Raw genomic sequence first — 25,379 nt, 5'->3', positions numbered from 1 at the left:
CCTCCTAACTTTTTAAATTCTTCCCTTGGACTGGTCTCATCTTTGGCTTTATGTGTCTCCCCCGGTACTGGGTGGAATTATTGGCTATTTCACAAATGATATAGCCATCAAAATGTTGTTCCGTCCTTACCGAGCAATTTATATCGCTGGACGAAGAGTACCCTTCACCCCTGGATTGATCCCCCGCAATCAGGAACGTCTGGCTAAGAACATTTCTAATACAATCATGGGGTCACTATTGACACCACAAGAATTGCAAAATCTGGCACGCCGTTTATTGCAAACAGAACGCGTGCAATCAGCAATTCTCTGGTTGTTGCGGTTAGCAATTGAACAAATCAAAACAGATAAAAACGAGAAAAGTGCCAAAATTGTCGCTGGAATTTTGCGTGATTTACTAGGGGAATCTTTGCCACGATTGCTCAAGGTTTTAGCGCGGCGTGAAGATTTTTTGGAAGCGCAGATCAATCAAATTTTTGACCAGATATTGCTGGAATTTCAACTGAGTGAAGAACAAGCTACGCGGCTTGCGGATTGGTTGTTACAAGTAGTTTTACCGCCGGATCTGCTACGCCAAACGATAGTTGATTTTTTGACAGATCGCACCATTCAAATTATCGATGAAGGGTTCCGCGAAAAAACCAGTGGGACTTATTGGGTAGTAGCAAATTTGTTTGGCTTACGTAATACTCTTACACGCCTAAGAACTTTTTGTTTGGATGAAAAAGAGGCTGCTAATACTCGCTTGCAGGAATTGACTCAAGATTTGCAGATCCGCGATCGCATTCGGAAATTACTGCAAAATTTATCATTACAAAACTTGCCAATGGGTACAGTCCGTCAACTCCGAAAAACCACCCGCGAAAGTGTCCGTCATTACCTGCAAAATAGTGGCAGCGATTTTTTACAAGGATTAACTGATTCTGTTGATTGGGAAAATATTGCTGTAGTGCTGCTGAATCGTCTTAGTACTTCACCGGTTGTCAGTACTTCTTTAGAAGTCATGAGTCAAGAGTTGGCTCTAATTTTAGAGAAATATTTGGAAAAAGATTTAGAAGCAATTGTGGCGCAGGTAATTCCAATTTTATCGATAGATGAAGTGATAGTTGACCGTGTAAAATCAACTTCACCGGCTGATTTAGAAGCTGCAATTGAGGGAATTGTCAAAAATGAATTGCAGGCGATTGTGACTTTAGGTGGTGTTTTGGGTTTTGTTATCGGGTTATTACAGACCGTATTTTTAATATTAAGTCAATATTAATTTTTTGTTTTCGCCTGTAAAATTTTATCAAATTATAGTTGCAATTTCGTCAAATTCTGGAATAAGGGGAATTGAGCGATGTCTACGATGGTCACTGAGCCAAGTCGAAGTGCGGGCTACGCCTACGCCTTTTGAGAAGAGATGTGAGTAAAAAGCGATTGCTCTTGTTTCTATTCAGAGTCACTCAAATTCATCCATAGGGTAATAATTACAAATTATGTTGACCTGCCTTCTATCTCTGTTTGCAACAACTGTACATCTTCAATTGATAAGCTAGTCAATTTTGCCACTTCCTCCAAAGGCATTTGGCTTTTGAGCAGATTCACTGCAACTTGCCGAATCCCCTCTTGTAAACCTTAGGCTCTACCTTCGGCTCTACCTTGCGCTCTGCCTTTTGCCTGAGCTTCAGCCTCAATCTCTTGATAAATTACAGATTCACCTATCAGGGCTAAAGTTTTTCAGATATGACTGAGGGACGTAGTGCTGATTGATAACTTTCGGCATTTTATTCATAAAAAATAGATTTGAGTACAATTGCAGCTACATCACTATAATTAATGAAAACTTTTTCTGCTATATGTTTCCCTCGAAACTCCCCACCATGCAATTTTCAGATTTCTGGTACATTGTCGCACTCAGCGAACAGTTACAACCTAACAAGGTATTATCACGCACCGTTTTAGGAGAATGGTTAGCGATATTTCGCGGTGAAGATGGACAACCCGTAGCTTTGCGCGATCGCTGTTTACACCGCAATAGCCGTCTATCATCAGGTAAAATCTGTAACGGTGCTTTACAATGTCCCTATCATGGTTGGGTATATGACGCGGTTGGAAACGTGATTGCTGTTCCAGCCGAAGGAGATGATTTCAAACCTTCCCCACAGCGTCGAGCCAAGTGTTACGCTACCAAAGAACAGGATGGCTACGTTTATGTACGGTTAGCCGATAGCGTTGATTTTGAACCCTTTTCTATGCCTCACTACGGACAAACTCGATGGGAGACGGTACGGGTAATTAACCGTTTTGCGAACAATGTTACTAATTGTGCGGAGAACTTTATTGATATTCCCCATACGGCTTTTGTTCATCCTGGTGTTTTCCGTACTTCCCGCCAACAAAAGTTAGAGATGACTGTTGAACGATGGAATGGTTCGGTTTTGGTGGAGTATCACAATGAAGACAGTAATTTGGGATGGTACAGCCGTTTTCTGAATTTGCATGGTGCAGAGATTAAACATAGCGATCGCTTTTATATGCCAAATATTACCTCTGTAGAGTATAAGATCGCACATAATCGCCATTTGTTCATTACCAGTCAATCTATTCCAGAAACCGATAATTCAACTCTGGTTTACACGGATGTCACCTACAACTATGGTATTTGGAATAAGTTAGCACGTCCCTTTGTGCGGTGGACTGCTCAACACATTATCCGCCAAGACGTGGAAATTTTGGGTATTCAAGGGGAAGCGATCGCTAAATACGGGACACAATTTTATAATACCCCTGCGGACACAATTCATATATTTGTCGAGTCAATTATGGCAGCTATATCTCGTGGAGAAGATCCGCGTTTATTGCCAAATCAATTAGTAAAAGTTACATTTTGGGTTTGAAAATAATTCGTAATTCGTAATTAATTAAAATCAGTGTGAGCAATCAAAATTGGAAATACAAAACTTTTCACAACTACTAATTTTTGGCTCTTTTATCGGATTAGTTGGTTGGACTATTACCAATCAGGTTGGACGAACTCAACTTAAAGTGAAAAGTCGTGAAGATTGGCTAATAGATGGTACAGGATTAACGATTCAAGGAATTTTGATTCCCTTACTACAAGCGACTTTAGTTTATTGGCTTTATCAATATTTACTACCCACTCAACAAGGATATTTAAAAGTATCATTAATTCCGGCTTTTACGATCAGTTTTGTTGTGGTTGATTATTTATATTATTGGAATCATCGTTTATTACATACTAAACCTTTGTGGAAAGTTCATCAAGTCCATCATACTGTTACTCAGATGGATGTATTAGGAACTTCTCGGAACACACTTTGGACGAGTTTGTTAATTATTTATTTATGGATACACACTTTATTTTTGTATCTGTTAGCCGATCCCACAGGTTATTTACTTGGAGTAAGTCTAACTTCTGCGTTAGATTTATGGCGACATAGCCGCTTGATAATTCCTGAAAGTAGCTGGTTTTATCAATTTTTATCTTCTTGGCTAATCTTACCACAGGATCATGCTTGGCATCATTGCTGTGAAGTCCACAATTATAACTATGGAGCTAATCTGAAAATTTGGGATAAGTTATATGGAACATATTATGAAAGCAAAAACTTGCCATCTATAATCGGAATTTCTAGCTCATTAAATTTGTTTCAAAAACTTTTATTCCCATTTTAATGACAGTTATAAGTAAAATTATTTCCTTTTTTCCCACCTTTATATTATTGCTAACTGGGGCAGCAATAATCTACCTTGCTTATTCACCCAACATCTTCAGTATTCTGGCGGTGTTCCTTTCTATTTATGGGCTACCAGTGCTAGTTTACCGCTTGCATGAATGGATTTATCCTGTGCGCGAGGGTATTAGTTATCTACAAGGTAAAGAATATAGTCCCTGGTGGGGTAGTCATCAAATCCAAGTAATTTATATTGCAATTCCGGTGTTAGAAGCAGTGCTGCGACTGATTCCGGGGGTGTTTTCCTGTTGGTTGCGATTGTGGGGTGCTAAAGTGGGGCGAGATGTATACTGGACAACAAGATTGGAGATTGCCGATCGCAGTTTATTAGAAATTGGCGATCGCGTCGTTATCGGGCATGGTGTAGGTATCTATTCTCACATCATTAAACCCCGCAAGCAAAATTTAATGTTGTATGTCAAAAAAGTCAAGGTTGGCAGCAATGTTTTTGTGGGAGCTGGATCTAATCTTGCTGCTGGTGTAGTCATTGATGATGGTTCTTATTTACCAGCAGCCACCAATCTTTATCCTAATCAAAAGGTGCAATAATGCGTCCGATTATTCAGCTTTTTGGGCAAATCCTCGCGCCAACTGCGAGGCGATTTCATCAAGCTTTGGATAACCCAGAGTTAATGCAGACATCTGTACAGAAGGAGATTTGCGATCGCCTAATCAAAAGTGAGTATGGTAAAACTTTGGGAATTCATTCTGTAAACAATTGGCAGCATGTGCCAATTGTAGATTATGATGCACTCGAACCCTGGTTAAATCAAAAACAGCAGCAAATTTCCCTCGCACCAGAACCCATTTTGTTCTACGAAAAAACCTCTGGTAGCAGTGGAGCGGTAAAATGGATTCCTTATACTCAATCTTTGCGGCGATCGTTTAATCAGATGTTTTGCGTCTGGGCGCATGATTTGATTGTAAATGGCCCGAAATTTTCTACAGGCAAGATTTATGCTTGTATCTCGCCGCAATTAAATGTAGCGGATAGCCAAGCTTTACAGGATGATTTAGATTACTTAGATGGGTGGTTGCGTTGGTTTTTGCGTCCTTGGTTGGTGATGCCAAACAAACTTAATCGTCTGCATGATGCGAACTTGTTTAAACATCAACTGGCTTTGGCATTATTAGAGGCTGAAAAACTAGAAATTATCTCTATCTGGAGTCCTAGTTTTCTACAAGTACATTTAAAATATATTCAAGAAAATCAGGATTTATTGCGAGGAGAATTACACAACCGGATTTCACATAATCGCCTAAAACTCCTTAGCGAAAGTAATATTCCCTGGATGCAACTCTGGCCACATTTGAAGCTGATTTCTTGCTGGGATAGCGCCAATGCAGCAGATCAAGCTCAAGGATTAAGATTAAAATTTCCAGGTGTATTAATTCAAGGTAAAGGACTCCTAGCAACCGAAGCCCCAATAACGATTCCGTTGATTATCGCTGGGGGATGTGTGCCGGTTCTTGATGAAGTGTTTTTTGAGTTTGAGGATGAGACTGGTTCCCTATATGGTTTACATGAACTCAACATTGGCAAGGAATACACGATTATTTTATCCCAAAAAGGGGGTTTATATCGTTATCGAATTGGCGATCGCATCCGGGTAACTCATTACTATCGCCACACTCCCTGTTTAGAGTTTCTCGGACGACATCAAGCCGTTAGCGATTTGGTGGGAGAAAAGTTGCAAGAAACCTTTGTAAATAATGCTCTGACTCTGCTGAACTTGCAAGAAACTAATTTTAAAACTTTGATGCCGATTGCCGATCCTCCACACTATATTCTATTATTAGATTCGGCAACACAAACCCCAGAAATTATTGCCGAACAGCTGGATCTGGCTCTATCAGAATCATATCATTACAAAAGAGCGCGATCGCTCGGTCAACTCGCACCACCACAGGTTTTAATTTCTAGTCAAATTCCTGAAATATTAGTTTCCCATCGTATCCGTACTGGAAGTGTCTGGGGAGGTATTAAACATCCAATTCTGGCAAAATCACCTATTAGCACTGAACTTTTACAAGAATTGCAGGTGAAAATTGTCCAAAAATAGCTCAATACGGTTTGGTTAAGGTTTTTTGATGAAAATTCTAGCTCGCAAATATGCGACAAATCGCCGTCAAGACGAAAAACTGATTATTGTAGAGACGGCGATTCATGGCGTCTCTCGCCTTAATGTGTTCATTTTTAATTTTTAATTTTTAATTCCGCCTTGCGGTACTACCCTTTTGAAATTTGATTAAATATTTAGCGTGATTCTAATTTAGCAACTCGCTGCTCTAATTTATTAACTTGTTGCTTCAATTCAATCACCAAAGTTGCAAGCCGATCAAACATCGGATCTTGCTGTGATAAGTTACCTCTAGAACGAGTTGATTGTCGTGGGGTAAGTGTTGTTCTTGAGGATGGAGACTGCCGAGTTTTACCTAGCTGAGACTCTAACTGATTTAACCGCGATTCAACACGATTCAAATCCGCTTCCAGATTGTAGATGCGGGACTCTACTTGCTGCGACGAGGCAGTTTTAGAAAAAAAACTGCCCCAGATAATTGTTACTAAAATCCCGGCGATTACTAGCACCTTGATTTTTTTCATACCAATAGCTGACTTGTTAGAACAGTCTATCTAACCAGACTTGCTTAAGATAATTTACAGACTAAAAATCTGTAAATATTTTATCTTTCGTCTGGTTGTAAGTTAGAAAATAAACTCTGCCAATCGATAGAGTTGACAGTATTTTCTCCCTGTTTAACCTCAAATGTGACGTTAGACGCTTTTCTTAGTTTTAGCGCTTGCACGCAAAGTTCTGCCACATCCTCGCGGCTGATTTTGCCTCTAATATTGTCACCTTGCTCAAATATTAATTCCTTACCCCCGGCCTCTTCAGTTAAGGCACAAGGTCTAATAATTGTATAAGGAATTCCGCTTTCTCTTAAACTATCTTCTCCCTTCAACTTCCAAGTTAAAATTCCTCCCAATTGATCGTTTAATTTCACTGCTGGCGGTTCTTCATCTAAATTAATGCCAGGGCGACCGGGACGAGTCACACCTGCTGAACTGACGAGAATAAATTGTGATAAAATTGTCCCGCCATAAGCTTTAATTGATTCCAGCTGGAAAGTAAAACTACCTGGAGAAAATTTGGTATTTAAAGCGCCATCATGTTCAAATTTGCTCAACATCAGTTGGAATGAACAAATTCTACTTTGCTCAATTGGCGGTGCATCTTTGACAGTTTTTGCCCGAAAGACGGGAATCAAATCTGCGAAGGGAATATGAACATCTATCCAGGTATTAGCTACGGTGTCAAAAGAATAGCTATAGCCAATACCATCCCATGTTGTATCTGTCCGTAGAAAGATTTTATAACGCTGACCGTCACCTTTAACGCGCAATTTCACTCCTTCATAACCAGATAGGTTGAAGGGTGGATCAAAATTCTTCGTTCTGACAGAAGCAAATCCGCCAGAGTTAGCCGTGGAGACATTACCCGCAAATAAAGCTGTATTTTCTACTAATTGGATATTACTGGCACTCACGCCACCCATGACGACATCATCCAGCGCTCCCCAGTTATCCTTTAATTCTGCTGATGGTTTGGTGAAATCAAATATTAGTTTTTCGTTTGCTTGGGGTAAATATTTTGCCGCCGCTTCGACTAAGTTTTTGACTCCTTGATATTCTACATTTTCAGGAGTGTCACCAACAATTTCTGGCTGGTAAAATTTAACACCTTGATAATATTTGGCTCTGTCTGCTGTATCTCCCTCAACTGGTTGTACACGTACTGCCGTGCAACAAATTACAGCTTGGATATCAGCCATAACTAAAGGAGTTAAAGTTTCTGGTTGCGTGATATCCGCAACTACTAAATCGATATCATTACCAAGAATTGACCGCGCTTTGTCAATATCTCGAACTAGGGCGCGAACTTTATAACCTTGTTGGAGCGATCGCTGCACAACTCGTTTACCGACACCACCTGTTGCACCTGCTACTAATATTACACCCACATTTCCTCCTCCATTGGGTCTATATTGATTATCCTTAGGACGACCTTGGATTAATTGCTGTACCCAGTTAAGGAAAGGAATTACCTCAAAGTAAGTCAGGGTTTCGATAAACCTGCCTAAGTCCCATTGAGAACGATTTTTGTCAGTCATATTTGCGTCCTCATAACTTTATTTACTCTAACAATTTTGGAGGGAGTGTCGTTCAATTACTTGAAAAGCGCTGTAATTTATTCAGGGCGCAAGAGTATCTAAAACAGGGTATGGGGTGTAGGGGAAAGACGAAATGGTAAGCTGAGATTGTAGTTATTTCTGACAACAGGCATAAATTACTATCGCTACCAGAGCAGTAAAGCAGGCAGAATATAGCTTCCGAGCAACAATGCAAAAACTCCTTTTTAATGACAAAGATAGATTTAGAGCGCAGGCCCTATTCCTTGGTAAAGGTATTAATTTACAGACGCTGGAGAATTACGTTTGCTTGGCGAGTATGCCAGTATTGGTTAAAGTCGGTGAAGAAGGCTACGCAGTACTCTTGGGCTATGGTGCAGTTGTCCTGTTTAATCTTGAGCCTGTAGAAAAGGTAGCCTTTTTGACCAAACTATCCTCTCAAATTAGCGGCTCTTTTGCCGACCCGGAAACAGAAGAGGTGGAAGTGCATCTCAGTATTGGTGAGAGTGAACGAGCTAAAGAAGGAAAAATTTTACTGCATGAATTGAGTATAGAACGCTTGCAAATAGTGGCTGATATTCTCGCCAAAAGTGTTGTACTGTCTCACTATGAAACCAGCCTAGCGACTGTATTCGATCAAATTGAACCGTTTGCAGCTAGTCTTCAGCGTGAAAACAGGAGTAGACAACAAAGCCGAGAATTACTGCGTCAACTAGGGACTACCCTATTAGTTCAACATAAGATTGTAGGTCAAGTTGAGATTATCGATAAGCCGGAGTTACTCTGGGAATCTCCACAGCTAGAAAACTTATATCTGCGCTTGGAAGATGAATACGAAATCCGTGAGCGTCATCATGCCCTGGAACGTAAACTAGAGCTAATTGCCCAAACCGCCCAAACGGTGCTGGAGTTCATGCAGCATAGCAGTAGTCAGCGAGTAGAGTGGTATGTGGTGATTTTGATTGTGGTAGAGGTTTTACTGTCACTTTATGACATCCTTTTCAAAGGCTAATGCTAAATTTGCGGTTGTGAGGGAGCGATCGCAACTACTCAAAATTCAGTGGTAAAAATCGCTCCTCAGAGCGACACTATTAATGAATTGAGAGTTCGGCTACGAACTGAAACTAGGTAGAAAAAAGCAGCGATCGCCTTACTTGATAATACTAAGTTGAAGTATAAACTCCTTCTCAAGTCGTATATATCAGATATGACTAAACAAAATCACCGTACCAAAATTAACTTTAAAAGAATCTTGTTACTTGTTGGACTTGGAGGATTACCATTTGGGATTTTAACTATTTTTATTCAAGTTCCACCAAGCTGTGGCTGTAGCAATAGCAGTAAAAATACAATTGGAAGTTTTATCAGGGCACAACAAGCATATTTTTCTGAAAAATCAGTTTTTGCTCAATCGTATAGTTTATTAGAGCTTGGAGATGGAGATGCACCAGCAGCTACAACCTACTATCGATATTCTGTAGAAATGGGTAAGAATAAGTCATTTATATATGCAACGCCTATAAAAGAGCTACCAACTGATTTATTGAAATTAGGTCTGACAAAAAAGGGTTTTAACAGCCTTGTAGGTGCAGTTGCTTCCGATACAAAAAACAAAACTACTGTTTCAATAATGTGCCGTTCCGAAAAACAGACTTTAGATGAACCTCCCAAACCTGTTTTCAAACAAGATAAGTTTAGCTGCCCTATCGGTTTTAAAACTATCAACGTGCAAGATAGCCTGAAACTATTGCGATGAATGGCTTTCAGGCTATAATATTTTCAGCCAGACAAACACTAGTATTCTTATACACATTCACCCTGTCTCAATTGGCAGCCTGACATTGAGATCCAAACGAAAAGTACCATAGGGATTAACGTGACCCCAAATTAAAGGCGAAAGCGCCCGCAAATCCTCCAACTTCATCAACTTCATCCATTGGGGTTGGGACAAAACCTGCTGAATCATAAACGTATTTATATATACTAAAGATATCTGTAGTAAATGCAGAGATAAAACAGCTAATTCTTGGTCGGACAAACGATTAGTAGCAATCTCCCCACCCTTGCCGTAAAAAATAAAACTGTTAGCACTATTCCAGTTTTCCACCACGTTATTAGTTAAATCTGTGGGGTAAAACTTTCGCGCCATACCGATTATCTATGTAAATACACTGCATATAAAGTATTTTATCGTTATCATAACTCCTTTCTCCTGGGTTTTAGATTTACTTTATAAATAGCCTCTCATAGATATCTAAATTCAAGAGTTGCTTAATTAAAATTCAAAAAGCGAACTCAGTTTATTTAGACAGGTTTATTTGAATAATTATTGAATTTAATTGAAGTAAGTAGACATAATTAAATATAAAATAAACTCCTAGTTTTTAGGAAGCAATTTCTCGCTCATAACAATAATTATCAGGACTAAATTCCTTACGACAAACTTTAAATTTATTTATGCCTAAATACTTGTTAAAAAATAAATATTTTTTCGTAAAAATACTATTAAAAAAATTGCAAATGTTTTAAGTATTCAGGATATTATTTAATTAGTGTAGCAATCAGTTACAAAAACTCTGGACTTAGCCAGATAAAAATTAAACTAAGCGTCACTTTAAAAAGAAAACATAAGTTTATTTACGGACTATCTAACAGGTAATAAATAATTGATCGCTTGTATTATTTTTGTCATTTATTAGCTGAAATGTGATTTAAATAACCAATATAAATTTTTCAAAAAATAGCGCTAATTATAAAAATTTGAGTTAATCTTGGAAACTAGCAATTGTTAAGAACATACGTTGTTACTGGGTGGCAACATGGGAGATTCGCTAGATGTCTCTATGTAATCAAACCAGCAAGTAAAATGATTACCAGAGAATATGCAAGAAGGAAGCTTTATTTGGAGTCATCTGGAAAAACAGCATCGCACGGTTGGCAAATGGATTGATTGGGTATGGCTAATAGTATTGCTGTTGGCAGCAGTATTACTATTTAGCATCAATCTGGGAGGGTTGCCGCTGCGAGATTGGGATGAAGGTACTGTGGCACAGGTTGCTCGTGAAATTTGGCACGCCCCATCAGGCTCAATGCCTTGGCTTTACCCAACGTTAGGAGGCGAACCATATCATGACAAGCCGCCTTTGATGCATTTGCTAATAGCTTGGGCTTATTCTCTAGGAGGCGAAAATGAGTTGACAACGCGCCTACCTGGAGCAATTTTAACAGCAACATCTGTACCTTTACTGTATTGCATTGCTCAAGAGATATTTCGCCAACGTTGGGCGGCTATTTATAGCGCCTTGATTTATCTAACAATGCTACCTGTGGTGCGTCATGGGCGGCTGGCAATGTTGGATGGGGCGATGGTAAGTTTTTTGATGGTGATGATGTTGTGCGTGTTGCGATCGCGCCGAGATTTACGCTATTGTCTTGGTGTTGGCATTAGCTTTGGGTTTATTTGTTTAACTCAAGGATTGTTAGGTGTATTACTCGGTGCGATCGCAATTGTATTTCTGTTTTGGGATACGCCAAGATTGCTCACTTGTTATTATCTCTGGATCGCAATCTTAATTGGCATTCTACCTGTAGCTGGTTGGTATGGTGCCCAACTAATTCGCTATGGTTATACTTTCGCCCAAATTGGTATTGCCAACCCATCACTAGGCCGAATTGGCTCAGTTGTAGAAGGTAATTCTGAACCACCTTGGTACTATGTGATTGAACTTCTCAAATACACATGGCCGTGGTTATTGTTCTTACCACAAACTGTCCGCTTAACCTGGGAAAATCGCAACCTTAGCTGGGCAAAACTAGTAATGGCGTGGAGTGGGGTTTATCTACTGGTAATTTCCTTCATGATTACCAAAGTTCCCTGGTATCTATTCCCGATTTACCCTAGTTTAGCTTTAGCTTTTGGTATCCAGTTATCAGATACGGAAAATTCGCCTTTACTCTCATCTTATCCCCGCGCTTGGGTTGCTGGTTTGGCAATACTTGCTGTGGCTGCTTCTGCTGGTAGTATTTATTTCAGTTCGGGTACAACACCAAAAACAGACTTACAACTGATTTTTGCCGCCGTAGCTTTAACTATGACCTTAGCAGCTATTTTGGCAGAACGAGGCGACGGACAATTTCTGAAGATTTTGTTTTGGGGAAGTTATATTTCGCTGCTGCTGTTAATGAAATCTAACTACTGGGTTTGGGAATTATCTGAAGCCTATCCAGTTAAACCGGTCGCCGCCATGATTGTGCGGGCAAATCCAGCGACAAGGAAGATTTACACATCTTTTCCCTACCATCGTCCCTCGTTGGATTACTATAGCGATCGCACCATCATTCCCGCTTCTGTTGGCGAACTGGAATATTATTGGCACTACAACGGCCAACCCTACTTCCTGCTTAATGTATCTGATTTCAACAATCTTGAACTAGAGTCGATGAAGCTAATTGACCAAGCTGAAGGTTGGAAATTAGTCACAAAAGATACTAATCGGCTGTAAATATGGGGCATTGGGCATGGTTATTTTCCTTGTCCCCTTGTCCCCTTATCAAGAAAAAATCAGATCGTTGCCCAAAAGGTAATGATAATTTTTAGGTATAAATGTTTAAAGTAAATGCCTGAGAGTTTTATAAGTTGTTAAGATAGCGAGTCAATCATAACTTTAGCGATCGCTAACTGATGATTTATATTTTGAGCCATCAGGCATAATCGCACCTTCGGTGAAGGCACTGCTCAATTCATAATCGCTCACTTTAGCATTTTTGAGATTAGCACCAGTTAGGTAAGCTCCTTCCAGGTTAGCACCACTCAAACTAGCATCTCTCAAATCTGCACCACTCAGGTTTGCATGGCTCAAATCTGCACAAATTAAATTAGCACTTCTGAGATTGGCACTATTAAGATTAGCCTGGCTTAAACAAGCAAAACCCAGTTTTGTATAACTTAAATTTGCACCACTAAGTTTAGTCTGGCTGAGATTAGCATTATCTAAATTGGCATAGCTCAAATTAGCATTGCTCAAGTCACTTGCCATCAAATTGGCTTTACTAAGATTGGCATGGGAGAGATTAATGTCTACTAACTCCGCACCAGGAGCATCCAAACCTTTCAGAGAAACACCATCCTCATTCAAATCTTGCAGTGCCAAAATTCTGGCATAACTAACTTTAACATTGTGTGCTGCATCAACCGTACTCCAAGCTTGATAATGAAATTGTTTTCTACGATCTGGAGCTTCCTTAATGAATAGAACTAGTGCCACCATCAAACTGATAGTGTCAGCAGCACCCAAAACCTCTGCTAGTAAAGAGTTGTCATCGACAATTAAAAGAATTACCGTAAAGATAACTACCGAAACTATGGCGACTAACCATGTTGGCGCTATCCAGAAAGCGTCAATAAGTTTCCTCGCTAAAGTTACAAGTTTTTTCTCAGCTTGAACAGCTTTAGATGAAGATTCTTCCCCTGCACCTTTTAACATCAACGCAGTAATTGCTCTATAAGCATCTCGCCAAGCTTTTTTGACTTCAGGAGTCCAATCTTCTTGGAGATATTGCTCAAGTGTCACCAGTAGTGTTTCCCCAATTGGGCCATAATATTTGGGAATGGCTCCATAGCCGACGTGTCTACCTCCTAGAGCGTTGAGAACTGACCCTAAAGTTTCTGGGTTGCGGAAATTTTCTACTACCAAAACCAGAGAATTTAACAGCTTTTTCTGTTGATTCACCATATCAGTCTTGGTAAACAGCGGTTTCACCTCTGGGTGAGCTTTAAACAAATTATCATAGAAGCTGGCTGCAAATTCATTAGCGTAAGGTTTTACTTTTTCAAAACTTTGCTCTAAGATTGCAACGTTTAAAGACATATTTTTCTATGATATGTAGAAAATAAATAGTTTAGTTTTTTTGGTATAGATTTTGATAATTTATAGATACAATCGATTTCATTAATCGTATCGATCGAATATTCAAATTCCTATACTAGGATTTCATAAAGAACAGTTAAAAACTCAAATTTTCTAATTCTTGCCATAAAACTTTACAATGATTTTAATAATTATAAAAATGGATTCCCAATCAAAATTTTGGCTATAAGTTTTCTTTTCTATAGCCAAAATTTCATTAGATGTCTGGTGGGCGATCGCTCTTGAAGCGGACATAATATAAAACCGCGTTCTATTTGGGGTAATAAGACACGGTTTTATCAGAGTATTTAGTTATAATATTACAAAAATCAAAGTAGAATTTGATTTATACCAAAGTAATCGATTTACTGAGATTTGTTTCCTGGTTCATTAACTTTCTCTGTTGTGGGAAGAATTTGGCGATCGTAACTTGTCTTTTCTTGGGTCAAAGCGATCGCACCAAAGAAAATCGCACTACCTACAGCCAAGGCTACCATCGGACGCTTGAGTAGGATAAAATCTCTGAGAATCCTCGCTAAAGGTCGGCTTTGACGACGTAGCGACGAAGACATCATCAATTGTCTCCAAGTAAACGGATCGCGGACATAATGACCACTTTGGCAAACTACTAGCCTTTCCTGGCAATAGGGACAGCAAAACAAGCCCATGCGTGTTTTAACTGGTTTAGGCGTAGCATTTCTTTGGCAAATTGGGCAAGTAACATAATGATTATCAAAAGTGTGTATATTCATTTACCTCGTCCGCCTAGTCCACTTACTCGCTCTATAACAAATAGCTATATTGAATTGGGGTCAATCAATGTACGATCTGATATCAGGCATCAATCATACATACATTCTATTACTACCAAGGATGCCTCAATAGTCGCAACACGAGTATAGCTAGATTTAAACAAGGATGACTCATGCTTAATGTTTACGGGTACTTCCACCCAGCCAAAAAACTTTGTTGTCTCTAGAAAAAATAGTGTTGGTGCCCACTCGCACCCCACTAGCCGCAGCTACGCTCAACTTAGGCATCGCTGACCCTTAAATAATAATTGTCTCTCATTTAACCATTCTCCCCACACAAATTTTGCACAATAACATTTTTAGCTAAAGCTTTGTAAGTTAAGCAAATAAAGTCTACTTGTCCGGTTGCTAAATAATGGCTCACAATGATAAGTAACAGATAAAAATTTAAATTTTTTCTTACATTTACCCCGCCTCTCAATGACTCTCTTGCCTCCCACTCAACTGAGGAAGGTAACGGAACAACCTGCCTTTCCTACACCTTCCGCTCGTTTAGCTCACCTAATTAATCGTTTTCAACCATCCCCAGAAACAGTGGTGCTGTTTTTAGCCATGCTCATTGGCGGTGGTACTGGTATGGGTGTAGTCACCTTTCACTATTTAATCCAATTGGTTCACCAGCTGATGCTGGAAAATTTAATGGGTCAAATTGGGGCCTGGGGTGCTTGGACTTTAGCCTGCGTTCCCACCCTTGGCGGATTAATTGTTGGCTTGATGCGCTGGCGCACTCAAGACTTTGGCCCTGGTCTTTCATCTCTCATCGCCGCCTCTCAGGGAACAGAGATTAGGCGACCACTAAGACCAGTTAGCAAAATGCTGGCCGCATCTGTTTCTTTGGGGAGCGGTGCTTCTTTGGGGCCAGAGGGACCGAGTGTCGAAATTGGCGCAAATTTTGGGATGTTGTTCTCTGTAATTCTCAATGTATCTCAAGAACGACAACGCTTGCTGTTAAGTGCTGGCGCGGCTGCGGGACTGGCGGCGGGATTTAATGCTCCCATAGCTGGAGTATTTTTTGCTCTGGAGGTAGTGATGGGAGCGACATCTTTCGCTACTTCTGCTGTGAGTGTGGTGCTGTTAGCAGCGGTGGTAGCAGCATTAATTGCCCAAATTGGTTTAGGGGCCCAACCTGCTTTTGATTTACCTGTTTACCAGGTTCGCAGTCCTTTGGAGTTACCTCTTTACCTTGGCTTGGGTTTAGGGGCCAGCCTCGTTTCTCTGGCTTATACTCAATCAATTCGTTTAGCAAAAGCTTGCTTTGCTGGGAAAGTTCCAGGTTTTGCCCTTTTAGGACGAATTCCTGAGCCGATTCATCCAATTATTGGCGGTGCAATTATTGGCGCCGTTGCTTTGCAATTTCCGCAAATTCTGGGCGTAGGTTACGAAACTGTAGAAGCAATGCTTCAAGATGTGGAGTTTCCACTCTACTTATTGGTGGTGTTGTTGGTGGTGAAGTTATTGATGACCGCAATTAGTGCAGGAAGTGGTTTCATCGGTGGTTTGTTTGCACCAGCAATGTTTTTAGGTGCTTCTTTTGGATCGGCTTACGCCAAAATGTTGGCTGTAGCATTCCCGACAATTTGCGATCAAATGGCGGCTCCCCCAGCTTACGCAATGGTGGGAATGGCAGCAGTGCTGGCTGCTAGTGTAAGAGCGCCGTTAACGGCTATTTTAATGCTGTTTGAATTAACGCGTGACTATCGAATTGTTTTACCGTTGATGGCAGCTGTCGGTTTGAGTGTTTGGTTAGTAGAAAGGATTAAACCAACTTTTAACTCTAACTCTAATCTACAACAAATTGGTCTTTCGGAATTGAAAGATGAACAATCGGAAATTGTGCAGCAAATTTTGGTAGAAGATGCCATGTACCCTTGTCCCAAAAAGTTACCTGCAACTCTGGGAGTATTAGATGCCGCTGTAGAAATGACCCGCGATCGCGTTCGTAGTGCTTTAGTATTTGATGAAGCAGAGCAATTAGTTGGTATACTTTCTTTGGAAGATATTAACCGTGCCCTTGCTATTTGGCAAACATACCCAAATTCTCTAACTGAAATTCCCGATAATTTATCCAGTCAAACCCTCATAGACATTTGTACTACTGAAATCCTCTATGCATGGCAAGATGAACTTTTATCTGAGGCTTTAGATCGGATGAGTCTTCGAGGTTTACATCAATTACCAGTGGTAGCACGAGACCAACCCGATCGCATTTTGGGTTTATTAGAAAAAGAGCAAATTGCATTAACTTGTAATTTAGCAGTTACGCGCAAGGCACTTCGCCACTATTTACCAGTCTTACCCACCACAGATATAGTCATTAGTCATTAGTCATTAGTCATTGGTCATCAGTCATTGGTCATTAGTCATTATTTTTCACAAAGGAAACTTGACTAATGACTGTTTATAGTCATTGTTTTCCACAAAGGACAAAGAACAACGGACAAAGGACAAATGACAATGGAGAATTGACTAATGACCATTTATTAAGCCGTAGCTTCTATAGCTTCATCATCTTCACGATCTTCTGGATCTACCTGTCTCAGACGAATGTGCTTTTTGCCTAAAGTGATCAGAAACTCATCTCCTGGTTTAAGATTCATCTGTTTTGTATAAGCTGAACCTATAAGTAAGTTACCATTCGATTGCACACTAATTCTATAGCTAGCACTACGTCCACCACGCCCATTAGCACTGGGTGTACTGTCTAACTGAATGCCTTCAGCATCAATTAGGGCATTTAAGAACTTCATCATATTGACGCGCTCTATACCATTTTTGGTAACGGTATAGTAGCCGCACTTCTTAGCTTTGTCTTCTTTGCTCTCGTTCTCTAGCTCTTTGACTTTTTTGAGCAGTTCTTCGCCGAGTAAGGGTTCAATTTTTTTCTGTTTAGGCATCAACTTAGGTCGAAAATGAATGTTTGAAGTGTTTGAATCGATTTTATTTTAGCTGAGGTTGAGCTAACAGGAACATAATCCTTTAGTTTTTATCTCAACCTAGCCAAGTATATTACACTCAGATGCACAATTGTTATGCCATTACCAATATTGGCAAGACAATCTATTTTAGAAAATGCTGGCAATGCTGATAACTATATATATATAGTTTGGGAATTACTGCTAGACTATATTTGTTTTAAGTTTTCTAAACTAACCTCAAGAGGTTGTCTATTTCTTAAGGATGAGAACTGAGTCACAGAATGATAAGCAAAACTGATCCTTAGTCATTGGTCAATGGTAATTAGTCATTGGTTATTTAGAAACGACAAACTAAAGAAGTCTCAGAGTTGAAAGCCGACATCAGAATTTATTTTCAGGGAGATGCAGTGCCGACGAAGACAAAGGACAAACAACAAAGCTTGCCAAAATGAAATTAACTACCAGAGGACACTATAGTGTGAAGGCGTTGCTAGATTTAAGTTTACAGCCAAGATATGGACCTGCATCTGTGAGAGCGATCGCAAAACGCCAAGATATTCCAGCTCCTTACCTCGAAAAACTACTAATAGAAATGCGTCGTGCGTCAATAGTTAAATCAATTCGTGGTAGCATCGGCGGATATCAATTGGCAAAAGAGCCTGCACAAATATCTATAGGAGAAATTTTAGAAGCTGTTGGCGAGACTAGCCATTTACCTCATCACACCCCAGCACCAACACAAGCTGAAGATTGGGTAACGTTTAGCCTCTGGCAGAGACTCAACCAAAAGCTTAAAGAAGCTTTATACAGTATTACTCTGGCAGACCTTTATTACGATGCTCGGAGTCGGCAAGCTTCCCTTGGAGAAGAAGCTAGTTTTGTGGTTTAGTCAAGAGTCAATAGTCAAAATATTGACCCTTGACTTTTAACCCAAGACTTGCGACTTATGACTAATAATATCTATATCTTAATAATTGCAGCATTTTTAGATTATTTAATTGGCGATCCTTGGGATTGGCCTCATCCAGTGCAAGTTATGGGGTGGGTAATTTCTCGCCTGACCAAATTTTTTCTCCACTTGTGTCAAAATTCTCTAACACAACGCCTAGCTGGAATTGTACTAGGTATTATCTTAATAATTGGTAGCGGTCTTGTTGGCTTTTTGATGATTCAAATTGCCAGATGGGTTCATCCACTCTTAGGAATTGCCATAAATAGCATTCTTTTGGCTAGTTGTTTTGCTGGCAAAAGTTTGCGAGTAGCAGCGGAGGCTGTTTTACAACCTTTAACAGTCGGAGATTTAGAGAAGGCTCGAAAGATTTTAAGTAATTACGTTGGTCGAGATACCCAAAACCTCTCACAAGCAGAAATTTACCGAGCCGTTTTAGAAACGGTTGCAGAAAATGCCACCGATGGGGTAATGGCTCCGCTTTTTTATGCAATTGTTGGTGTCTTTATACCAGTTGTAGGGCCAACTCCCTTAGCTTTAGCATATAAAGCCAGCAGTACCCTTGATTCAATGGTGGGCTATCGGGAAGCACCCTATACTTATTTAGGATGGTTCTGTGCGCGGTTAGAAGATTATTTGACTTGGCTACCTTGTCGGTTAACAGTTGTGACTCTGGCGCTGCTATCGGGTAAACCGATGCATATTTGGCAAATTTGTCGTCGGGATGCAATTAACGATCCCAGTCCCAATTCTGGCTGGAGTGAGTGCGCCTATGCTGCATTTTTAGGGGTGCAGATGGGGGGTACAAATTGGTATCGAGGGGTAGCTAAGTACAAACCACTGCTAGGAGATGCTATTTATGCCATTACTGCAACTTCTATTCAGAATGCTTTACAGCTGACTCGATATTGTTTTTTGCTATGGTTAGGGATAGCGATCGCAATATTCTTAATGCTCCCAAATCGGTAATGATAAATATAAAGTTAGGAGTTAGGAGTTAGGAGTTAAGAATAAAAATTTCTAACTCTTAACTCATCACTCCTAACTTGTCACTCGCTATGTCTGCCAAAGTAGTTGAAATTCTCTCATCCGAAGAAATCCGTCGTACCTTGACTCGCCTTGCCTCTCAAATTGTCGAAAGGACGCGTGATTTGTCTCAACTGGTGCTTCTTGGTATTTATACCAGAGGTGCGTTATTAGCCGAATTATTGGCGCGTCAAATTGAGACGCTAGAAGGTGTAGCAGTGTCAGTCGGTGCTTTGGATATTACATTTTATCGAGATGACCTTGACAAAATTGGATTGCGGACTCCAACGAAAAGCGAAATTCCTTTTGATCTTACGGGGAAAACGGTTGTACTCGTGGATGATGTGATTTTCAAAGGACGGACAATTCGCGCGGCTTTGAACGCAGTCAACGATTACGGTAGACCAGAGGTGATTCGTTTAGCTGTGTTAGTAGACAGGGGGCATCGAGAATTACCAATTCACCCAGATTTTATTGGCAAGAAGTTGCCTACAGCTAAAGAAGAAATTGTCAAAGTTTACCTACAAAATTGTGATGGACGAGATGCAGTAGAGTTGATTGCAGATTAGGCTATGGAAGCATAGGGGCAGGAAGTACAAACTGATGCATGAATCCTGCATTTTGTCCCTCATGTACTTGAAAACTAATGCCAGTAATCAAGCAAAAATTATACCACGGGTAAAGGCAACTGCGAGAAGTCTGTAAAACCTTGTTAAAAAATAAAGATTGTTTGGCTGCCTTGCTAGAAAACCACAACTCCTAATGAGAAAATAAGACATTCTAACCAAGCGATCGCCATAAGATTGTTAACAAACCTGATTAATCAGACCCAATTTCTTTGAATTTAAAGGAAACAAAACCATTAGGGGAAATGACTTAGAAGATTAGTGCCTCAAAACCAGTCCTTGTCTAATAAGGTTTGTGTAGAATTTGGTGGTGAGGTTATTTACTTGATTCTCAATTGCAGCAATCCAGGTTTCATTTATGAGTCAGTCTTTTTCTCAAAACCAAGCAAGACGAAATCGCCAACAGAGACTCTGGCAACAAAAATGGAGTTTAAAGACTAAAGCAATGGTTTGGGCACTAAGTATCAGTGTCCTTCCTGTAGTTGCAATTGGAACAGCTACTTACATCTATGGCATTAATTTAATTAACACAAAAATTCCGCAAGTCGGACAAGAGAGTGCAAAAAGTTCAACAGAAACTGAACTTGCTCTACAAAGACAATTGTCACTCTTGTTAACTGGTATAGGAGTGACAGCAATTTTAGCAGGTGCGATCGCTGTTTTTGTGACGAATCGAGTCATGAGTCGAGTCAGCAAGGTTGCTGCAATCTCTAATAATATTAAAAAGAGGCTACGTCCAGACAGTGAGTTTACTCAAGTCTTTATCGCTGGCCAAAATGAATTAGTGATGTTAGAGAGAAACATCACCTTATTCACAGACCTGCTTTCGGTTTTGGTACAGGAGAAAGAAGCCGAAGCTGATTACTCTCAACTATTAATCAAAATTACCCGTTGGGTTCGAGAATCATTCAATGAAGAAGATGTTCTCAAAACTACCTCAGAAGAAATTCGTAAAGCTTTAAGCATCGATCGCGTCACCATCTTTTGCTTTGACTCCAACTATAATGGAACCTTTATCGCCGAATCAGTAGCACCTGGTTTACCGAAAATATTAGGGGTTACAGTCTCCGATCCTGAATTTGAGGCAGGGTATATAGAAAAATACCAAAATGGTAACATCCATGCTACCGATAATATCCATCAAGGCGATCTCAGTGATGCTGATATTGAGTTGCTGGAGCAATTTGCTGTCAAATCTAGTTTAGTAGCACCTATTCTCAAAAGCAAACGGCTATTCGGTTTATTGATTGCACATCAATGTTCTAGACTTCGCTTTTGGCAACAATCTGAGATTGATTTATTCTCTCAGATAGCCATGCAAGTAGGATTTGCCCTTGACTACGCCAACCTTCTACAACAAGTAGATACCAAGGCAGATAACGCTCAGGTATTTATTGAAATTACCCGCAGCATTCGCCAATCGCTCAACGAAGAGGATGTCCTCAAAACCACGGTGGATGAGGTTCGTAAGGCATTGAGTACTGACCGAGTACTGGTTTATAGCTTTCACCCTAATTGGTCTGGAATTATAATTGCCGAATCAGTGGTTCCAGGTTATCCCAAAGTTTTGCGGTCTGAAATTCAAGACATCTGTTTCGGTCAGGGTTATGTAGAAAAGTATCAGTCTGGTCGCGTTGTAGCCACAAACAACATTTACCAAGCTGGTTTGGCTGACTGCCATATTAACTTACTCGAATCCTTTGCTGTCAAAGCAAATTTGGTCGCCCCCATTCTCAAAGATGAACAGCTATTTGGCTTATTAATTGCCCATCAATGTTCCAGACCCCGCGATTGGCAACAATCTGAGATTGATTTATTTGCTCAAATAGCGATGCAAGTGGGGTTTGCTCTCGACCATGCAAGACTCCTGCAACGCATTGAGGCTGAGGGTGTACAAAGTCAGTTGTTAGCAGATACTATCGGCATCATTCGCCAATCACTCAACGAAGAGGATGTTCTCAAAACAACTGTGGAAGAGGTTCGCAAAGCTCTGAGTAGCGACCGAGTGATGGTTTATAGCTTTGATGCTAATTGGTCTGGAACAGTGATTGCTGAATCAGTTGTTCTCACCTACCCAAAAGTGTTACGAGCTGAAATCCAAGACCCATGTTTTGGTCAAGGCTATGTAGAAGAGTATCAGTCTGGTCGCGTTCTCGCAATCAACAACATTTATGAAGCAGGTTTAGCTGATTGTCACATTCACCTGCTCGAATCCTTTGCTGTCAAAGCAAATCTAGTAGCCCCCATTATTAAAGATGAACAGCTATTTGGCTTGTTAATTGCACATCAATGCTCCAGACCCCGCGATTGGAAACAATCTGAGATTGATTTATTTGGCCAGATAGCGATGCAAGTAGGATTTGCTCTCGACCATGCAAGACTCCTGCAAAGAATTGAAGCTGAAAGGATGCGAAGTCAGTTACTAGTGGATATTATCCGCAGCATTCGCCAATCTCTCAAAGAAGAGGATGTCATCAAAACTACTGTGGAAGAGGTTCGCAAAGCGCTGAGTACTGACCGAGTGTTAGTTTATAGCTTTTACGCTAATTGGTTCGGAATTATTATTGCTGAATCAGTGCTTCCAGGTTATCCCAAAGTTTTGCGGTCTAAAATTCACGACCCCTGTTTCACTCAAGGCTATGTAGAAAAGTACCAATCTGGTCGCGTTGTCGCAATTAACAACATTTATGAGTCTAGTTTGGCTGATTGTCACATTAAACTGCTCGAATCTTTTGGTGTGAAAGCAAATTTAGTAGCACCAATTATTAAAGATGAGCAGCTATTTGGCTTGTTAATTGCACATCAGTGTTCTGAACCCCGTGATTGGCAACAATCTGAGATTGATTTATTTGCCCAGATAGCGATGCAAGTAGGATTTACTCTCGATCATGCTAGGCTCCTACAAGCGTATCAAACTACTGAAGCGAACTCTGATGAATAGTAGGGGCGCGCAGCTGTGTATTGGTGTCAACTTAACGCGCTTGCTCTTAGGTGCTTGGAGATGGGATTCTTACTGATTATGCGTTGAAAATTTACCATGCTATTTGATGCATTTAAAAATCGTAAATCTCCTAAAATCGAATTCAGCAAAACTAACCCAACCTGGCGCGTAGCGTGGGGAACAGTTGATGCAAATTATGAGGATATAGCTTGGCGAGATGAAAAAATTTTTGTAATTTTACCACGCACAACTTCGGAATTACCGACGGAGAAATTAGCAATCAGTTCTAGAGGACGATTTGTTGTTGTTGGTGATGTTTGGTTAACTAACCGAGTGCAATTGCTGCAAAAGTTGGGAATTGAACCGGATAGCTTTCAAGGAAGTTCTCTGCAACTGGTGGCCAATCTTTGGGAACGATGGGGTAATAAAAGTCTTAGCCAACTTGTGGGGATGTTTGCGCTAGTGGTTTGGGATAGAGAAAAACAGGTGTTGAGATTGATTCGCGATCGCATCGGTGTTCGTACTCTCTATTACACTACCACTGGTTCAGTTCGTTGGATTGCGCCTCAACTGAGAACTTTAGCACCCCATCGTTCATCCGATTTAGATTTGGTGGCGTTGCGAGATTATCTTTGTTGTGCCTTTGTTCCCGGCGAACGAACCCTTTGGGAACAGGTGCGGGAACTGCGACCTGGAACCGTTTTAGAATTTCCTGACTACAAAGTTACAGCTTATTGGCAGCTTCAAGAACAGATTATAGCAAGCGATCGACCTTTAGCATGGCATGGCGATCGCTTGCGAGAACTCCTAGAGCAAGTTGTTCAAGAATATTTACCACCAGCCAATGAACCCGTTGGCGTTTTTCTTTCTGGTGGTTTGGACTCTAGCAGTATCACTGCTTTAGTAGCAAAATTCCATAAAGCACCAGTCCACACCTTCTCGATTCATTTTGGTTCGGAATGTCCTAATGAATTAGAATTTTCCAGTCTCGTTGCATCCCATTGTCAGACGCAGCACCACATTTTAGAAATTACTTTTAAGGATATGTGGTCACATTTGCCGGAAACAATGGCTTATTTAGATGACCCCATTGGCGACCCACTGACTGTTCCCAATTTTTTACTAGGACAACTGGCGAGAGAAAGTGTAGAAGTAGTTTTAAATGGTGAAGGTGGCGACCCTTGTTTTGGCGGGCCAAAAAATCAGCCGATGCTAATTAATAGTTTATATGGCTCTGTCACCAATCAGGATGCATTGCAAGCTTATTTAATTTCCTTTCAAAAGTGTGCTGTTGATTTACCGCAACTTTTAAAACCAGAAGTTTGGGCAGCAGTACAAACAGCACCTTGGGTTTTTGCAGAAGATTTATATTCCCAAGCAAACTATCTGAATCGTTTGATGGCGATGAACATCAAATTTAAAGGCGCTGACCAAATTTTGACCAAAGTTAGTAACTTGACTCAAGCTGCTCTTTTGCAAGGTCGTTCTCCTCTATTTGACCAACGAATAGTAGACTTAAGCATGGAGATACCTCCAGAGTATAAGCTTTCTGGAGTGGAAGAAAAAGCAGTTTTAAAGCAAGCGATTACCTACGGTACGTCTTCGGCGATCGCAGATATTTTACCAGACACAATTATTCATCGTCCCAAAAGTGGCATGATGGTACCGGTGCAGTTAGGATTTCGGAAATATTGGCAGCAAGAAGCCAGAGATTTATTGCTAAATCGGAATGCATGTATTACTCCTTACTTAAACCAATTGCCAATTCGTAATTGGTTAAACTATCAAGGCGATACTTGGAGTCGGTATGGAGTAAAGCTGTGGTTGCTTGCTAGTTTAGAAATTTGGTTACAAGTAAATCAAAAAGCACAGTAGTGAAAGCAACAAAAGGATACGCCATTAATATTACTTATGGTAATTTTGAATTTGGAGTAAGCAACATGACTCTTCTTATATGAATATTTCTTGACTTATGTCAGCATTTTTTGTTTTAAAAACCACTGAAAAAACGCATTTTCAAGTGATTGCCGATTTTCTTTTAATTTATTTTTGATTATTTCCTGAGCTAATCTCCGTTTGCGGTGTACTCTCAATATACGGTAACTACCAATACTTCTCGGTTTAGGGGAAAAAAGAAAGGGAAAAGGGGAAAGAAAAAACCTTTAACCCAAACCCAGTAACCTTTTACCAAAACCCGATTCCGAATTAAAAATGCCTAACCGAGAAGTATTGCGGTAACTAACACACTCAACCTTTGAGATCAATTACACCCAGAG

General features: G+C 40.3%; 20 protein-coding genes and 1 pseudogene. 14 read left to right on the top strand and 7 right to left on the bottom strand.

Annotated features, from left to right (window positions below):
* Window positions 1-25: 25 nt before the first annotated feature.
* The 5 genes from V7K53_RS16835 to V7K53_RS16815 all read left to right on the top strand — a co-directional run bounded on the left by V7K53_RS16835 (window position 26) and on the right by V7K53_RS16815 (window position 5,800).
* Window positions 26-1,261, top strand: coding sequence for a DUF445 domain-containing protein (locus V7K53_RS16835; RefSeq protein WP_335198632.1), 1,236 nt, complete (start codon window positions 26-28; stop codon window positions 1,259-1,261).
* 601 nt (window positions 1,262-1,862) lie between these two features.
* A complete protein-coding gene (locus tag V7K53_RS16830) occupies window positions 1,863-2,879 on the top strand; it encodes an aromatic ring-hydroxylating dioxygenase subunit alpha (protein WP_335198631.1) in 1,017 nt (338 codons plus the stop codon).
* 49 nt (window positions 2,880-2,928) lie between these two features.
* On the top strand, window positions 2,929-3,678 hold the full coding sequence (locus tag V7K53_RS16825) for a sterol desaturase family protein (protein ID WP_335198630.1): 750 nt from the start codon (window positions 2,929-2,931) through the stop codon (window positions 3,676-3,678).
* On the top strand, window positions 3,678-4,286 hold the full coding sequence (locus V7K53_RS16820) for an acyl transferase (protein ID WP_335198629.1): 609 nt from the start codon (window positions 3,678-3,680) through the stop codon (window positions 4,284-4,286). Before V7K53_RS16825 ends, V7K53_RS16820 begins: the two co-directional genes overlap by 1 nt.
* Window positions 4,286-5,800 carry a GH3 family domain-containing protein gene (locus V7K53_RS16815; RefSeq protein ID WP_335198628.1) on the top strand — a complete coding sequence of 505 codons (1,515 nt, stop codon included), beginning with the start codon at window positions 4,286-4,288 and terminating at the stop codon, window positions 5,798-5,800. Before V7K53_RS16820 ends, V7K53_RS16815 begins: the two co-directional genes overlap by 1 nt.
* A 194-nt stretch (window positions 5,801-5,994) precedes the next feature.
* On the opposite strand, the gene V7K53_RS16810 is transcribed toward V7K53_RS16815, so the two are convergent.
* On the bottom strand, window positions 5,995-6,342 hold the full coding sequence (locus tag V7K53_RS16810) for a hypothetical protein (protein WP_335198627.1): 348 nt from the start codon (window positions 6,340-6,342) through the stop codon (window positions 5,995-5,997).
* Window positions 6,343-6,422: 80 nt separating this feature from the next.
* Window positions 6,423-7,910: a CIA30 family protein gene (locus V7K53_RS16805; RefSeq protein WP_335198626.1), complete on the bottom strand. Its 1,488-nt coding sequence runs from the start codon at window positions 7,908-7,910 to the stop codon at window positions 6,423-6,425.
* A 229-nt stretch (window positions 7,911-8,139) separates the two neighbouring features.
* Between V7K53_RS16805 and V7K53_RS16800 the strand changes: the two genes are divergently transcribed.
* Both V7K53_RS16800 and V7K53_RS16795 read left to right on the top strand, forming a co-directional pair.
* Complete coding sequence (locus V7K53_RS16800; RefSeq protein WP_335198625.1) at window positions 8,140-8,940, top strand: RMD1 family protein; 801 nt, start codon at window positions 8,140-8,142, stop codon at window positions 8,938-8,940.
* 195 nt (window positions 8,941-9,135) lie between these two features.
* The gene (locus V7K53_RS16795; RefSeq protein ID WP_335198624.1) at window positions 9,136-9,684 is read left to right on the top strand and encodes a type IV pilin-like G/H family protein; all 549 of its coding nucleotides are present in this window, start codon (window positions 9,136-9,138) and stop codon (window positions 9,682-9,684) included.
* A 57-nt stretch (window positions 9,685-9,741) separates the two neighbouring features.
* On the opposite strand, the pseudogene V7K53_RS16790 reads toward V7K53_RS16795, so the two are convergent.
* Window positions 9,742-10,041, bottom strand: a pseudogene (locus V7K53_RS16790) (Tn3 family transposase); the annotation flags it as partial.
* 769 nt (window positions 10,042-10,810) lie between these two features.
* On the opposite strand from V7K53_RS16790, the gene V7K53_RS16785 reads away from it, so the two are divergent.
* The gene (locus V7K53_RS16785) at window positions 10,811-12,430 is read left to right on the top strand and encodes an ArnT family glycosyltransferase (protein WP_335198623.1); all 1,620 of its coding nucleotides are present in this window, start codon (window positions 10,811-10,813) and stop codon (window positions 12,428-12,430) included.
* 162 nt (window positions 12,431-12,592) lie between these two features.
* On the opposite strand, the gene V7K53_RS16780 is transcribed toward V7K53_RS16785, so the two are convergent.
* From V7K53_RS16780 to V7K53_RS16770, 3 genes are all read right to left on the bottom strand, one after another.
* Complete coding sequence (locus V7K53_RS16780) at window positions 12,593-13,795, bottom strand: pentapeptide repeat-containing protein (RefSeq protein WP_335198622.1); 1,203 nt, start codon at window positions 13,793-13,795, stop codon at window positions 12,593-12,595.
* A gap of 153 nt (window positions 13,796-13,948) precedes the next feature.
* On the bottom strand, window positions 13,949-14,089 hold the full coding sequence (locus tag V7K53_RS16775) for a hypothetical protein (RefSeq protein ID WP_335198621.1): 141 nt from the start codon (window positions 14,087-14,089) through the stop codon (window positions 13,949-13,951).
* 110 nt (window positions 14,090-14,199) lie between these two features.
* A complete protein-coding gene (locus V7K53_RS16770; RefSeq protein ID WP_322673143.1) occupies window positions 14,200-14,586 on the bottom strand; it encodes a hypothetical protein in 387 nt (128 codons plus the stop codon).
* Between the two features lie 480 nt (window positions 14,587-15,066).
* On the opposite strand from V7K53_RS16770, the gene V7K53_RS16765 reads away from it, so the two are divergent.
* Window positions 15,067-16,971 (top strand): chloride channel protein, encoded by a 1,905-nt coding sequence (locus tag V7K53_RS16765; protein WP_335198620.1) that lies wholly within the window; start codon window positions 15,067-15,069, stop codon window positions 16,969-16,971.
* 155 nt (window positions 16,972-17,126) lie between these two features.
* Here V7K53_RS16765 and V7K53_RS16760 read toward each other — a convergent pair whose 3' ends face one another.
* Window positions 17,127-17,540, bottom strand: coding sequence for an AbrB family transcriptional regulator (locus V7K53_RS16760; protein ID WP_104909531.1), 414 nt, complete (start codon window positions 17,538-17,540; stop codon window positions 17,127-17,129).
* A 469-nt stretch (window positions 17,541-18,009) separates the two neighbouring features.
* On the opposite strand from V7K53_RS16760, the gene V7K53_RS16755 reads away from it, so the two are divergent.
* The 5 genes from V7K53_RS16755 to V7K53_RS16735 all read left to right on the top strand — a co-directional run bounded on the left by V7K53_RS16755 (window position 18,010) and on the right by V7K53_RS16735 (window position 24,978).
* Window positions 18,010-18,450: an Rrf2 family transcriptional regulator gene (locus tag V7K53_RS16755; protein ID WP_335198619.1), complete on the top strand. Its 441-nt coding sequence runs from the start codon at window positions 18,010-18,012 to the stop codon at window positions 18,448-18,450.
* Window positions 18,451-18,507: 57 nt separating this feature from the next.
* Entirely contained in the window at window positions 18,508-19,479 is a 972-nt protein-coding gene (gene cbiB, locus V7K53_RS16750; RefSeq protein ID WP_335198618.1) for an adenosylcobinamide-phosphate synthase CbiB, read from the top strand.
* Between the two features lie 89 nt (window positions 19,480-19,568).
* The gene (gene pyrR, locus V7K53_RS16745; protein ID WP_094353001.1) at window positions 19,569-20,105 is read left to right on the top strand and encodes a bifunctional pyr operon transcriptional regulator/uracil phosphoribosyltransferase PyrR; all 537 of its coding nucleotides are present in this window, start codon (window positions 19,569-19,571) and stop codon (window positions 20,103-20,105) included.
* Window positions 20,106-20,520: 415 nt separating this feature from the next.
* Complete coding sequence (locus tag V7K53_RS16740) at window positions 20,521-23,103, top strand: GAF domain-containing protein (protein WP_335198617.1); 2,583 nt, start codon at window positions 20,521-20,523, stop codon at window positions 23,101-23,103.
* A 96-nt stretch (window positions 23,104-23,199) separates the two neighbouring features.
* On the top strand, window positions 23,200-24,978 hold the full coding sequence (locus V7K53_RS16735; RefSeq protein ID WP_335198616.1) for an asparagine synthetase B family protein: 1,779 nt from the start codon (window positions 23,200-23,202) through the stop codon (window positions 24,976-24,978).
* Window positions 24,979-25,379: the final 401 nt, after the last annotated feature.

Source organism: Nostoc sp. (genome assembly GCF_036917355.1).
Lineage (GTDB): Bacteria > Cyanobacteriota > Cyanobacteriia > Cyanobacteriales > Nostocaceae > Nostoc.
The sequence above is the reverse complement of the archived record's forward strand: the minus strand, read 5'-3'. Positions and strand labels throughout refer to the sequence as shown.

Coding starts and splice junctions, on each gene's coding strand:
- V7K53_RS16765 (WP_335198620.1), top strand. CDS start 15,067: ATGACTCTCTTGCCTCCCACTCAACTGAGGAAGGTAACGGAACAACCT.
- V7K53_RS16785 (WP_335198623.1), top strand. CDS start 10,811: ATGCAAGAAGGAAGCTTTATTTGGAGTCATCTGGAAAAACAGCATCGC.
- cbiB (WP_335198618.1), top strand. CDS start 18,508: ATGACTAATAATATCTATATCTTAATAATTGCAGCATTTTTAGATTAT.
- V7K53_RS16740 (WP_335198617.1), top strand. CDS start 20,521: ATGAGTCAGTCTTTTTCTCAAAACCAAGCAAGACGAAATCGCCAACAG.
- V7K53_RS16830 (WP_335198631.1), top strand. CDS start 1,863: ATGCAATTTTCAGATTTCTGGTACATTGTCGCACTCAGCGAACAGTTA.
- V7K53_RS16735 (WP_335198616.1), top strand. CDS start 23,200: ATGCTATTTGATGCATTTAAAAATCGTAAATCTCCTAAAATCGAATTC.
- V7K53_RS16770 (WP_322673143.1), bottom strand. CDS start 14,586: ATGAATATACACACTTTTGATAATCATTATGTTACTTGCCCAATTTGC.
- V7K53_RS16795 (WP_335198624.1), top strand. CDS start 9,136: ATGACTAAACAAAATCACCGTACCAAAATTAACTTTAAAAGAATCTTG.
- V7K53_RS16775 (WP_335198621.1), bottom strand. CDS start 14,089: ATGTCCGCTTCAAGAGCGATCGCCCACCAGACATCTAATGAAATTTTG.
- V7K53_RS16760 (WP_104909531.1), bottom strand. CDS start 17,540: ATGCCTAAACAGAAAAAAATTGAACCCTTACTCGGCGAAGAACTGCTC.
- V7K53_RS16820 (WP_335198629.1), top strand. CDS start 3,678: ATGACAGTTATAAGTAAAATTATTTCCTTTTTTCCCACCTTTATATTA.
- V7K53_RS16800 (WP_335198625.1), top strand. CDS start 8,140: ATGCAAAAACTCCTTTTTAATGACAAAGATAGATTTAGAGCGCAGGCC.
- V7K53_RS16815 (WP_335198628.1), top strand. CDS start 4,286: ATGCGTCCGATTATTCAGCTTTTTGGGCAAATCCTCGCGCCAACTGCG.
- V7K53_RS16780 (WP_335198622.1), bottom strand. CDS start 13,795: ATGTCTTTAAACGTTGCAATCTTAGAGCAAAGTTTTGAAAAAGTAAAA.
- V7K53_RS16810 (WP_335198627.1), bottom strand. CDS start 6,342: ATGAAAAAAATCAAGGTGCTAGTAATCGCCGGGATTTTAGTAACAATT.
- V7K53_RS16805 (WP_335198626.1), bottom strand. CDS start 7,910: ATGACTGACAAAAATCGTTCTCAATGGGACTTAGGCAGGTTTATCGAA.
- pyrR (WP_094353001.1), top strand. CDS start 19,569: ATGTCTGCCAAAGTAGTTGAAATTCTCTCATCCGAAGAAATCCGTCGT.
- V7K53_RS16755 (WP_335198619.1), top strand. CDS start 18,010: ATGAAATTAACTACCAGAGGACACTATAGTGTGAAGGCGTTGCTAGAT.